Consider the following 12,530-nt stretch of genomic DNA (forward strand, 5'->3'; position numbering starts at 1 on the left):
TATCGCAATTCTATCTATCCGGTCAGGCATAACCCTGCCCGGTCCAAGGGAGATACTATGAAGGCCCAGATCCTGGCCACCGCCGCCCTCGCCGCACTTGCCGCAGGCTGCACCACCACCCCCGGAGGAGAAATCGAGACCATGGCCGAAGCCAATGAAGTCCCGCAGGCCACCGGCTATTTCGCCAGCGAAAGCACCCTGCCGTTCAAGGCACCCGATTTCACCAAGATTTCGGAAGACGACTATATGCCGGCATTCGAGCAGGGCATGGCAATCCACCAAGCCGAAATCCAGGCGATCATTGACAATCCCGCCCCGCCGACCTTCGAGAACACGATTGTCGCGCTCGAGAAATCGGGCCGCATGTTGGGCCGCGTCGCAACGGTCTTCTTCGCGCTGACCGGATCGAACACCACCGACCGGTTGGACGAGATCAACACCGAAATCAGCCCCAAGCTGACCGCCCATTCCGACAGCATCACCCTCAACCCCGAGCTCTTCGCCCGCGTGAAGGCGGTCTACGACAACCGCGCCGCGATGACGATGACGCCCGAAGATGCCAAGCTGCTTGAGGATACCTACGAAGGCATGGTCCATGCAGGCGCCATGCTGACCGACGCCCAGCGTGAACGCGTGAAGCAGATCAACACTCAGCTGTCCGAAATCACGACCGAGTTCGGCCAGACCGTCCGCTCCGCCATGAGCGACCAGCCGCTGATCGTCGACACGCGCGAGGAGCTGGCGGGCCTGTCGGAAGCCGACATCAAAGCTGCGGCGGAACTTGCCGCAGAGAAGGGCCAGCCGGGCAAGTTCGCCCTCGCCCTGCAGAACACCACGCAGCAGCCGCTCCTGCCGACGCTGGAGAACCGGGCGACGCGGGAGAAGCTGTTCAAGCTGTCCTACCACCGCGCCGACGGCCAGCGCGGGTTCGACACGCGCGACCAGGTCCGCCAGATTGCGGCCCTGCGCGCCGAGAAAGCCGCGCTGTTCGGCGAGCCCGACTGGGCGACCTACGCCATGTGGGATCGCATGGCCGAGAAGCCGGAAACCGCACTCAATTTCATGGAGCAGATGGTCCCCGCCCTCGCCGCGACCCAGCGGCGCGAAGCGGCCCTGCTGAACACCGCGATCGCAGCCGACGGCGGCGATTACGAAGTGCAACCGTGGGACTGGTATCGCTATGCCAACAAGGTGAAGGCCGAGAACTTCCAGCTCGATGAAGACGCGGTCATGGAATATTTCCAGCTCGACAAGGTGCTGGAAGATGGCGTCTTTTACGCTGCCAACCAGCTTTACGGCCTTAGCTTCGAGAAGCGGACCGACATCCCGGTCTATCACCCGGACGTCACCACCTATACGGTGTTCGACCGCGACGGATCGGAGCTCGGCCTGTTTTATTTCGATCCGTTCCAGCGCCCGTCCAAGCGCGGCGGCGCGTGGATGAGCAACTTCGTCGACCAGAGCGACCTGTGGGGCAACAAGCCCGTCATCTACAACGTGTTGAACATCCCGAAGGCCCCGGCAGGCGAGGTGCAGCTGGTCAGCTTCGACAACGTCAACACACTGTTCCACGAATTCGGCCATGCGCTGCACGGCTTCTTCGCGGACCAGATGTACGAGAGCCTGTCCGGCACCGCCACGGCGCGCGATTTCGTCGAATATCCGAGCCAGGTGAACGAGATGTGGGCGACCTATCCGTCGGTCCTTTCGAACTACGCCAAGCATTACGAGACGGGCGAGACCATCCCGACCGAGATGATCGAACGGATCGAAGCCGCGTCGAAGTTCAACCAGGGTTACGACTTCGGCGAGGTCGTGGCAGCTGCCCTGCTGGACATGAAGTGGAGCGCGCTGTCTCCGGCGGAAGCCGCCGCTATCGACACACCGGCCAAGGTCGACGCGTTCGAGCGTCAGGCGCTGGAAGAGCTCGGTCTCGAGATCGACCTCGTGCCGCCGCGCTATCGCAGCAGCTATTTCAACCACATCTTCAGCGGACCCGCCGGCTATTCGGCAGGATATTACAGCTATCTGTGGACCGAGATGCTCGACCGCGACAGCCGCAAGTGGTTCCTCGACAATGGCGGTCTCACCCGCGAGAACGGCGATCACTATCGCGCTACCGTGCTGAGCCGCGGCGGGACGATGGACTACTACCAGATGTTCCAGAACTTCATGGGCCGCGCGCCCGAAGTCGGCCCGATGCTCGAAGCGCGCGGGCTAATCCCGGGCGACGAAGCAGCCGACAGCGAGGTTGCGGACGACGGCGCTGCGACCATCGGTGATAGCGGGACGACGATGCCGATCGGCAACTGATCGCTTTTTCCTGTTGATTTGAGAGGTCGGGGTCCTGTGGCTCCGGCCTCTTTTTCGTTGCGAGGTTAACCGGTTCGCAACGGTGCGAGCCTATTCGTACCGAAGGGACGGAAGGCGTGACGGAGAACACATTCAAGGATCAGGACGGACTGGGCGTGTGCGTCACGCGCGATGCCGCCTGGGCGGCAGAAGTTCGCCGCGAGATCATATCCGGACTGGCGGATCGCGAGGCGCATTCGCTACCAGCGAGCCTTGTTGCCTGGTCGCTCTGCCTGGTTATTGCCACGATTATCGGTCCCGATATCCTGCTCATCATCGCCCTGCTGTTCAGGCCGGTTTCGATCGGCCTGATCCGCTGGGCCTGCACCCACCTTCGCCGAACGCTTGGAGCAGGTGAACCTTTCGAGGCGGCTTTTAGATTAGCCGGCATCGCCCTTTCCCTTTCGGGACTGTCATGGGGACTGCTGACCTTTCCTGTCTTCGCTGCACCGACTGTCGAGCCTGCCGGACTGGCGCTGCTGGTGCTGGTTATCACCGGGGTGTGCATGATCTGCTCGATGGTCGGCCTTGTCCCATGGATTCTGGTCGGTTTCGCCTGCGCTTTCGCACTCTCCGTTCTCGCCGGCAGCTTTATCGCCAGCGGCGGATCGCAACCGGCGCTCACTGCGGCAGTCCTGCTTCCGCTGATCGGCGCGGTTCCATTCGGTATCGGGCAGCGACGCCAGGCCATTCGGGCCGCCGAAGACGCGGTCGACAAACTTCACCTCCACGAAGAAGTGGCAAGCGCCCTGCACCATGCCGAATATCTCTCGCGCCACGATGCCTTGACCGGCCTCGGTAATCGCCGCGCGCTATTCGAGGACTATGGAAACCTCAGCCAGCCGGACGGACCGAGAACGATCCTGTCCATCGACCTCGACAATTTCAAATGTATCAACGACACCTTCGGACACCAGGCGGGCGACGAAGTGCTCGTCGCGGTTGCCGACAGCATCCGCAATGCAATGCGAGGTGCGCGGCAGAAGGGCTACACCAGCTACCGGCTCGGCGGAGAGGAATTCGCCATTGTCCTCGAACAGTCGGACGAAAGCGCGGGGCGCGCCTTTGCCGAACAGCTCCGCCAGACGATCGAGAAACTCGTGCCCGTACGCGACGTGCCGCATTTGCGCATCTCGGCTTCGATCGGTGTGATGGGATGGTCGGGGGGGCTACCGTTGACCACCGCGCTGGGGCAAGTGGACAAACTGCTCTACGTCGCCAAGGAGCGGGGCCGCAATTGCGTGGTCGCCCGCTTCGAAGCGCGTGCCGCGGCCTAGGCAGCCCTCGACTTACCGCGCCACGCCAGCGAGTTGCTATTGAGTTCGGCCAGGTCTTCGGAGCCTGCAATCGCCGCACGGCCCAAGGCGATCGCTTTCTCCAGCACGGCATCCTCGGCGTTGCGGTAGGCGGGCGCGGGAATTTCCTCGTTCCATTTTGTGCCTACGGCGTTGTCCAGCAGGATACGCTGGAAACAATGGTCGAGATGCACCGGCCAGCCGCGGTCCTGCGCAAGGCTCGGCATTTCATCGCGAGTAAGCGCGAACCATCGGTTTTCGAGATCGGATCGGGTCATGCGAAGGCAACCCTTCAGAGGGCGATGAGTGCCCGCTTGCCATCCGCGCCGATCCATCGGGCGTCGATGTTCCAGACGCTTTGCAGGGTCGATACGTCCAATGCCGCTTGCGGCTCTCCGTCGGCGGCGAGCCTGCCTTCGTTGAGCACGATGACCCGATCGGCACAATTCATCGCATGGGCGAGATCGTGGAGCACCAGCAACACGCCAGCGCCGTCGTCGGCCGCAGCGCGCAAATGACGCAATAAGGCGAGCTGGTGTCCGATATCCAGCGCGGCGAGCGGTTCGTCCGCGAGTATCCATGCAGGCTCTCCGGCGAGCACGCGCGCCAGCAATACGCGGGCGGTCTCGCCGCCGGACAGCGATTGGGCGCGGCGGTTTTCGAGCGGTCGGAGGTCGAGGGCGGAAATCGCTGCATCGACCGGCTCCGCGCGGGTATCGCCATGCGGCATCCGGCCAAGCTCGACCAGGCTGCGGACCGGAACATCCCACGCAATTTCATGCGTTTGCGGGAGATAGCCGATACGCTGTGCGCGATCACGCGGGTGCAGGGTCGCGAGATTGCTGTCACCGAGATCGACCGCCCCGTCTTCCGGCGGGAGCAGACCCGCCAGCGCCTCGAGCAGTGTCGACTTACCCGCTCCGTTCGGGCCGCAGATTGCGGTGATCTGTCCCGGCTCCAAGGCCAGTGAAACGTCATGGAGGCGATCGCCGATTGAGAGGTTACGCGCAGCGAGCATCATGCGGGCCCCCTGCGCATTCGTATCAGAAGCCAGAGGAAGAACGGCGCGCCCAGCAAGCTCAGCGCGATGCCGAGCCTCAGTTCCGTCACGAAAGGCAAGACCCTCACCGCGCTGTCCGCGACCAGCACCAGCAGTGCGCCCGCGAGCGCGCTCGGCACGATCAGTTGCGAGGGACGACTGTCGGTAAGCGGTCGCACGAGGTGCGGTACGATCAGCCCGACGAAGCCGATGATCCCGGCAACCGCCACGCTAGCGCCGACAGTCAGACCGATGCCTGCAATCAGCATCCAGAGCAGCGCGCCGGTATTCACACCTAGCGACCGAGCCACCGGCTCGCCTAGCGTCAGCGCGTCGAGCGGTTTGCCGGTGCGCCACAGGAGGAGCACGCCGAGCCCTACGAGCGGCGCGGCCAGCGTGACTTCGCGCCAGCTGCGGTCGGTCAGCGCGCCGTTCAGCCAGAGGACGATCTCGCTCATCGCGAAGGCATTCGGCGCCATGCTGATTGCCAGCGCCGTCAGCGCTCCCGCAAGGCTGGCGACCATCAGGCCCGCCAGCGTGAACAATGCTATTCCGCCCGTCCGTCCGGCAATCGCAGCCAGCAGGGCCATCGCTCCGCCTGCACCCAGCAGCGCGAAAAGTGGCAGCAACCAAGCGCTCGCCGTATAGCCGAACCACAACGCCACGACCGCTCCCAGCGCCGCGCCTGGTGCGATGCCGAACAGACCCGGATCGGCGAGCGGATTGCGCAGATAGCCCTGCATCGTCGCCCCTGCCGCACCCAGGCCTGCTCCCACGATCACTGCCAATAGCGCGCGCGGCAGGCGCAGTTCTGCGAGGATGATCGCGGCATTGGGCGTGGCGTCGGGCCAGAGCCACACGCGACCTGCCAGAAGCGAGAGCGGCAGGGCAATTGCGAGCAGCAGGCCGAATATTAGGACGGCCCGATTCACGAAACGCTCCGTCGGATTTGGGCCAGTCGCTCGGCTGCGCGGATCACCGTCGGACCGCCGCAATAGAGCAGGCGCGTGTCGAAATTTTCGCGCCGCATGCCTGGAAGCTGGTCGAGCACGGGATGACGCTGGCCTTCGCCGCTCCCGGCCACCAGCAGAACTTCCGGCGGATCGGCCACCACCTGCTCCAGCGCGAGGAAGTCTGCCTGAGTAAGTCCTCGAGCTTCGCCGTAACTGGCGAAGCCGGTCCGGCGCAGCAGGTCGCTGATGAGCGCGCGCTCGCCGGGGACGATGCCGCCCGGCTGCCACAGGGCGGCTTCGATGGCTTGCCCTTCTGCGTCTGCGCGACCGATGGCTTCGTCGATCCGAGCTGCAAGGTGCTCCCCTGCTGTCGTGTTGCCGGCCAGTTCGGCAAGAGCACGCACCTGTTCGAGACTTTCCTCGACTGTTCTTGCCGCCCCAAAGGTGACGACTTCAACGCCCAGATCCTCAAGCGCAGCGCGCGTCGCGGGCGCGATGAAGCTGCTTGCGACCACCACATCGGGATCGAGCGCGAGGATTTCTTCGACCGTGCCGCCCGTGGCGCGGTAGCGAGCGGCCTCTGCCGGCTCCATCGAGGTCGCGCGTGGATCCTTGCTGTAATGCGAGATTGCGAGCAGCTGGCCGGGCGCTGCGACCTCGGACAGGATCGCATCGGTGCAGGGGTTGAGGCTGACGATGGTCGGCCGTTCATGATCGGGTGCCCGTACCGGCCCCTCGCTCGCGCATCCGGCGAGCAGCAGGGCCAGCGCGGGCAGTAGCCGGATCACATTTGCGCCCGCACGCCGACAAAGGCACCGCGGCCGGGCGACGCATAGCCGCGCGCGGTCGCGTAATCGGCGTCGAACACGTTCTCGAACCGGCCGTAGACCTCGAGCGTATCGCCCAGCGGCAGGGCGGCGCGCAGGTCGAGCACTTCGTAGCCGTCGAGCGCGACCGTATTGGCGGCATTGTCGAAGCTTTCGCCGGCAAAACGCAAGTCCGCACCCAGCTTCAGTCCGAAGGGGGCATTCCAGTCGGCATATAGCGTGCCGAAGTGACGCGGGCGGCGCGCGAGGTCGAGGCCGGTCGCACGGTCTTCGGCATCAACATAAGAGAAGACGCCCGACACCCGGAACGCGCCGGTCACGTCGAAGCCTGCCTCGGCTTCGAACCCTTGCGCCCGGGCGCGCGCGGTGTTGTCGTAGAAACCGAACGGCCGACCCGCGCTGAAAGCGAAGTTGATCAGGTCTGTGGTGTCGCGCCGGAAGGCGGTGAGCGCGACATGCGCGCCGCGGCCGCGTTGACCTTTCTCCACCCCAAAGTCGAAGCTGGTGCTTTCTTCCGGGCGCAGGTCCGCATTGCCGTAGAAGCTGCGCAGCTGGTATAGCGTCGGCGCCTTGAAGCCCTCGCCCACGCTCGCGCGAATGCGCCAGTCGTTGCCGAGGCCGTAGGACAAATCGGCGCCATAGCTGCCGTTCGTGCCGAACAGCTCGTGATCGTCCACGCGCGAACCGATATGTGCCGCGATATCGCCCAGTGCGAAGCCGAGCTGGACGTAGGCACCGGAGATTTCGATCTCGCCCGGCGCATCGAAACTCGTGACATAATCGCTCCACTCGTGCTCCGCGCCGAAGGCCACCGTTACCGGGCCGATGGCGCGGTATTCGCCGCGCAGTTGCACGCGCTCCGAATGGCCGTCACCGGCGAAGGTCACATTGCCCGCATCGTCGAGATTGTCGCGTTCGGTGTCGGACAGGCTGTAGGCCGCGCGCAGGGTGAGGTCGTTGCCGTAATAGGCCAGGCCGACATCTCCCCAGTGTCGGCGGGTTTCCTGCGTTTCCAGCGTGTCGGCCAGCGCGAAGTTCGGCGGCGGGAAGCCATCGATGTCGAGTGTGCCCTCGCTCCAGTTGGCATGGGCGAACAGTTCGAGGTTCGTTGTGACGTCGAAAAACGCGGTGCCGCCCAGCGCGACCTGTTCGAAGCCGTCGGGTTCCGTGCCGGAGGCGGCGGCGGAGAAACCGTCCGTGCGGTAGAAGGAGCCGGTGAGCCCGGCGAAGTAGCGATCGCCTTTCAGCCCGCCGACGGCGCTGGCGTAGAGCGTGTCGCGCGAGCCGTATTCGACATTGCCTTCCAGCCCGCTCTCGGCGCGGGTCGACACCTCGACCACCCCGCCGATGGCGTCAGAGCCCCAAATGGTGCTGTTCGAGCCGCGCAGGATGTCGAACTTGCCCGTCGTGCCCAGAAGGAGATTGCCGAAATCGAACCCTCCCGAGGGCGATGACGGATCGTTGACCTTCACCCCGTCGACCAGCACCAGCAGCTGCTCCGAATTGGCGCCGCGGATGCTGACGCCGGTAAAGCCGCCGATGCTGCCGTTACGGGTGAGCGACAGGCCCGGTGTGCGCTGCAGGACGCGCGTCGCATCCGGCCCCTGCACGCTTTCGATTTCCTCGCGGTCGATAATCGTGACCGCCTGGCCGGTGTTGCCGATATCGGTGCCGAGGCCGTTGGCGGTTACGGTGATGGTGTCGGCGCGGTCCTCGACAATCTCGACGCCCAGCAGTGTGTTGTCGTCAGAGTCCTGCGCGTAAGCAGCACATGGAAATGCGGAAACAGTCAGTAAGAAGAAAAACCTGGACACAAAACCTCCATCAAAAGCGAAACGTCGCTCATGACGGGAGGGAGCGGAATTGCTCGCATCCACGTTTGCCATCGGTACACCCCGCCCGCGGCTGAACGACACGCATGGGCAGGTCTCCTGGCTCCCGGATCGCCGGCTGCGCCCCGCCTTCCCGCCCGCATGGACAGTGGCATGATGGAGCGCGCCTCACCGGTCACAGTTGCGGGGGCAGCGGAGGTATCGCACCTCCTTCCCTCTTCGGGCCTGCGCGAACAGGCCAACCCATGACGCAGGCGCGCCCCTACACCGCGATATTGCGGCGCACAAGATGGAGTTCGCATTAAGGATTTGCATGGTAAGGGCCGCGGCGACGGACGTCCCGTGGCGGGACCCGAACCTGCAGCCTCTCCCGCGCTATCGCGCGACAGGCTATGCAGAGCGTGAAAGGATGGCGGCATTTGGCCAGCAGGGCTGACAGCGCAGGCATCGGAACGGAGCGCAGCCCGCGCCCTGCGCCGACGCGCGCTCAGCGCCGCGCCGAACGTCAGCGAGACAGGCGGCAGATGACGATCCGTCTCGGGGCGCTCGCGCTTGCCATCGCCCTGCCGACCTATGCGGCACAAGGCGAACTCGGCTCCAACCTTCGCAGTGCTATCGGCCTCGAGGAAGAGCGCGTCGCACTGACACCCATGCCGTTCGAGACGGCGGGCGAAAGCTTCCCCGGATCGGCCTTCTATTACCTCGAAGACGCCTCCCGCCTCGCCACCGACCTCGCCGACCTTCGTGAGGAGGAAGGCACGCTGGAAACGGTCGAATTCGCCGAGAGCCACGGCGCGGGCGCGGCGGCGCAGGCCTTCCGGCAGTCGGGCGGCGGGCTCGACAAGGCGCGCGCGCTGCAGTGCCTTTCGATGGCGATCTATTACGAGGCGGCGAGCGAGAGCTACGAAGGCCAGCAGGCGGTGGCGCAGGTGGTCTTGAACCGCGTGGCGCACCCCGCCTATCCGGCCAGCGTCTGCGGCGTCGTCTTCCAGGGATCGGAGCGCAAGACCGGCTGCCAATTCTCCTTTACCTGCGACGGATCGATGCGGCGCACCCCGTCGCGCGGCGGCTATGCGCGCGCGCAGTCGATCGCGTTGGCGGCTCTCGCGGGCGATGTCTACGGCCCCATCGGCCTCGCCACCCACTATCATACGAATTACGTGAATCCCTATTGGGCGTCGAGCCTCGATTACATTCGCACCATCGGCGCGCATCGCTTTTATCGCTGGAAGGGATCAGCCGGACGGTTGGGCGCCTTCACCGATGCCTATGCCGGTGTGGAGCCGGGTGCCGCCGCCCCCGCCGTGCGCCGCGCCGAGAGCGACGTGCCCGGCCCGGTCGCAGCAGCCGCGCCGCCGCCGAATTCCGCCATCGGTGCGGACAGGACACCCGACGTACCGGTCGGCGCGCCTGCGAAACCCGCTACGGCAGCGCCCCCCAAGAACGACAACCTGCCCTCGTCCGGTCGCGTGCGCGACGAATATGCGAACAGCGGGCGCTGGATCAGGGAACCGGGCAAGAGCGATTAGGCCCTTCGTCTGCCAGTGAAGACAAAGATTTACGTCTTCACAACCATACCGTGGAACACAAGCTTAGGTGCATCCCGCTAATGCCGGGTCAGCGCGGCGCAGCGCGACGCCACAGAAAGCAGGACAACTGCCCATGCCCGTTCATTTTGCCGCCGCCCGCTCAACTGCCCATTCGCCGATCGCACGCGCGCTGGCTCGCAAGGCACTGGGCCGCGCGGCCAATGACAACGGCGTGGCCGGCGGCGACGTGGCAGTCGAAGGCTCTTTCGACACGATGATGCGCGCGGCGCTGAAGCACTTCGCGCAGCACGGGCTCGGCGCTGCACGCGAGGCGCGCAACCAGGCGGAACAGGCGCATTTTACCGGCGATACGGAGAGCTACGCATGGTGGCTCGAGGTCTGCCGGACGCTGGATCGGCGCGCGGCGGAAGACCTCGTCCGCCGCCTCGATACAACGAGCGCGCTCATCTATTGAAACTTTCCGGGCGATGGCCGGTTGAGGTCTTGTTGAACCGAGCGTAGCAGCGCTTATTGCTACTGCAAACCATTCTCAAAGATATGTGAACCAGCCAGCCGATTGCCGGTTGCATTCGTGTGCGCGGGGGCCTAGGTCGCACTCGCAATCGACCGGGTGCCGTGCCGCCTTCGCGGGACACTTACGGCATGGCCCACTTATCGGTCTCTCGTGTTTCATGATCGGTCCCGCGACAGGACAAGGACCTTCCCCTACATGGCACGCAAGAAGATCGCGCTCATCGGCTCCGGCATGATCGGCGGCACCCTCGCCCACCTCGCTGCGAAGAAGGAAATGGGCGACATCGTCCTGTTCGACATTGCCGAGGGCATGCCGCAGGGCAAGGCGCTCGATCTCAGCCAGTGCGGCCCGATCGAAGGTTTCGATGCGAAGATCACCGGGACGAACGACTATGCCGACATCGCCGGCGCCGACGTCGTGATCGTTACCGCCGGTGTCCCGCGCAAGCCCGGCATGAGCCGCGACGACCTGCTCGGCATCAACCTCAAGGTGATGAAGGCGGTCGGCGAAGGCATCAAGAACAATTGCCCCGACGCCTTCGTGATCTGCATCACCAACCCGCTCGACGCGATGGTCTGGGCACTGCGAGAATTCAGCGGCCTGCCGCACAACAAGGTGGTCGGCATGGCCGGCGTGCTCGACAGCGCGCGCTTCGCCACCTTCCTTGCCTGGGAGTTCGATGTCTCGGTGAAGGACGTGAACGCCTTCGTCCTCGGCGGCCACGGCGACACCATGGTTCCGGTCACCAGCTACACCACGATCAACGGCATCCCGGTCAACGACTATGCCAAGATCAAGGGCGTCTCGGCCGATCGCATCGACGAGATCGTCAAGCGCACCCGCGGCGGCGGCGGCGAAATCGTCGGCCTGCTCGGCAACGGTTCAGCCTATTACGCCCCCGCCACCAGCGCGATCAGCATGGCCGAAGCCTATCTCGGCGACCAGAAGCGCGTCCTGCCCTGCGCCAGCTATGTTGAAGGCAAGTACGGCCTCGACGGACTGTATGTCGGCGTCCCCACCGTGATCGGCGCAGGCGGCACCGAGGAAGTGATTGAGATCGAACTGTCGGACGAGGAAAAGAGCAACCTTAAGGTCAGTACCGACGCGGTCGAAGAGCTTCTCGAAGCCTGCAAGGGGCTCGACGAAAGCCTGAAGTAATTTCCGTCACCCCGGCGAAAGCTGGGGTCGTGCGCCGCTAGGTGCGACCCATATGAGAGCGATCCCGGCTTTCGCCGGGATGACGAAAGGATCGAAAATGAGCATCCTCGTAAACAAGAACACCAAGGTCATTACTCAGGGGATGACCGGAGACACTGGCACCTTCCACACGCAGCAGGCGCTCGATTACGGAACGCAGATGGTTGCGGGCGTCACGCCGGGCAAAGGCGGCACGGAGCACATCGGCCTGCCGGTCTATAACACCGTCGCCGAAGCCAAGCATGCGACCGGTGCGACCGCATCGTGCATCTACGTGCCGCCGCCCTTCGCTGCGGACTCGATCCTCGAGGCGATCGATGCGGAGATCGAGCTGATCGTCGCCATCACCGAAGGCATTCCCGTGCTCGACATGGTGCGCGTGAAGCGGGCGCTCGAAGGTAGCAAGTCGCGCCTGATCGGCCCGAACTGCCCCGGCGTGCTGACGCCCGGTGAGTGCAAGATCGGCATCATGCCCGGCTCCATCTTCAAGCAGGGCAGCGTCGGCGTGGTCTCGCGCTCGGGTACGCTGACCTATGAAGCCGTTCACCAGACCACCATGGTCGGCCTCGGCCAGACCACGGCAGTCGGCATCGGCGGCGATCCGGTAAACGGCACCAACTTTATCGACGTGCTCGACCTTTTCCTCAAGGACGATGCCACCAAGTCGATCATCATGATCGGGGAGATCGGCGGCAGCGCGGAAGAGGAAGCGGCGGAATTCATCGCGCATCAGCGCAAGAAGGGCCTCGAAAAGCCGACCGTCGGCTTCATCGCCGGCCGCACGGCGCCTCCGGGCCGCCGCATGGGCCACGCAGGCGCCATCGTCAGCGGTGGCCAGGGCGGCGCCGAGGACAAGATCGAGGCGATGGAAAAGGCGGGCATCCACGTCTCGCCCTCGCCCTCCGAACTCGGCACGACGCTCGACGGCCTGCTGAAGGAACTCGCCTGAGCCTTCGCAGCGGACAGGCCGT

11 protein-coding genes and 1 riboswitch are annotated in these 12,530 nt (G+C 64.8%); of the genes, 6 read left to right on the plus strand and 5 right to left on the minus strand.

Annotated features, from left to right (window positions below):
• The first annotated feature begins 57 nt into the window (after window positions 1-57).
• Entirely contained in the window at window positions 58-2,313 is a 2,256-nt protein-coding gene (locus ACSH0F_RS07775; RefSeq protein WP_435201535.1) for a M3 family metallopeptidase, read from the plus strand.
• 116 nt (window positions 2,314-2,429) lie between these two features.
• Window positions 2,430-3,629 carry a diguanylate cyclase domain-containing protein gene (locus ACSH0F_RS07780; protein WP_435201538.1) on the plus strand — a complete coding sequence of 400 codons (1,200 nt, stop codon included), beginning with the start codon at window positions 2,430-2,432 and terminating at the stop codon, window positions 3,627-3,629.
• Here ACSH0F_RS07780 and ACSH0F_RS07785 read toward each other — a convergent pair.
• The 5 genes from ACSH0F_RS07785 to ACSH0F_RS07805 are packed head-to-tail and all read right to left on the minus strand — an operon-like array spanning window position 3,626 to window position 8,280.
• On the minus strand, window positions 3,626-3,925 hold the full coding sequence (locus ACSH0F_RS07785; protein WP_435201540.1) for a GCN5-related N-acetyltransferase: 300 nt from the start codon (window positions 3,923-3,925) through the stop codon (window positions 3,626-3,628). The genes ACSH0F_RS07780 and ACSH0F_RS07785 overlap by 4 nt on opposite strands.
• A gap of 14 nt (window positions 3,926-3,939) precedes the next feature.
• Entirely contained in the window at window positions 3,940-4,668 is a 729-nt protein-coding gene (locus ACSH0F_RS07790; RefSeq protein ID WP_435201542.1) for an ABC transporter ATP-binding protein, read from the minus strand.
• A complete protein-coding gene (locus tag ACSH0F_RS07795) occupies window positions 4,665-5,618 on the minus strand; it encodes a FecCD family ABC transporter permease (protein WP_435201544.1) in 954 nt (317 codons plus the stop codon). The genes ACSH0F_RS07790 and ACSH0F_RS07795 overlap by 4 nt, the downstream gene beginning before the upstream one ends.
• A complete protein-coding gene (locus ACSH0F_RS07800) occupies window positions 5,615-6,427 on the minus strand; it encodes a helical backbone metal receptor (protein ID WP_435201546.1) in 813 nt (270 codons plus the stop codon). Before ACSH0F_RS07800 ends, ACSH0F_RS07795 begins: the two co-directional genes overlap by 4 nt.
• Entirely contained in the window at window positions 6,424-8,280 is a 1,857-nt protein-coding gene (locus ACSH0F_RS07805; RefSeq protein WP_435201548.1) for a TonB-dependent receptor plug domain-containing protein, read from the minus strand. The genes ACSH0F_RS07800 and ACSH0F_RS07805 overlap by 4 nt, the downstream gene beginning before the upstream one ends.
• 90 nt (window positions 8,281-8,370) lie before the next feature.
• Window positions 8,371-8,555, minus strand: a riboswitch (cobalamin riboswitch).
• A 162-nt stretch (window positions 8,556-8,717) separates the two neighbouring features.
• Here ACSH0F_RS07805 and ACSH0F_RS07810 point away from each other — a divergent pair.
• The 4 genes from ACSH0F_RS07810 (at window position 8,718) to sucD (ending at window position 12,508) form a co-directional block, all read left to right on the plus strand.
• The gene (locus tag ACSH0F_RS07810; protein ID WP_435201550.1) at window positions 8,718-9,827 is read left to right on the plus strand and encodes a cell wall hydrolase; all 1,110 of its coding nucleotides are present in this window, start codon (window positions 8,718-8,720) and stop codon (window positions 9,825-9,827) included.
• Between the two features lie 133 nt (window positions 9,828-9,960).
• Window positions 9,961-10,302 (plus strand): hypothetical protein, encoded by a 342-nt coding sequence (locus ACSH0F_RS07815; protein ID WP_435201552.1) that lies wholly within the window; start codon window positions 9,961-9,963, stop codon window positions 10,300-10,302.
• 255 nt (window positions 10,303-10,557) lie between these two features.
• A complete protein-coding gene (mdh, locus tag ACSH0F_RS07820; protein WP_435201554.1) occupies window positions 10,558-11,520 on the plus strand; it encodes a malate dehydrogenase in 963 nt (320 codons plus the stop codon).
• A 97-nt stretch (window positions 11,521-11,617) separates the two neighbouring features.
• On the plus strand, window positions 11,618-12,508 hold the full coding sequence (gene sucD, locus ACSH0F_RS07825) for a succinate--CoA ligase subunit alpha (protein WP_435201556.1): 891 nt from the start codon (window positions 11,618-11,620) through the stop codon (window positions 12,506-12,508).
• The last annotated feature ends 22 nt before the right edge of the window (window positions 12,509-12,530 follow it).

The organism is Qipengyuania sp. 902 (assembly GCF_051195295.1).
GTDB lineage: Bacteria > Pseudomonadota > Alphaproteobacteria > Sphingomonadales > Sphingomonadaceae > Qipengyuania.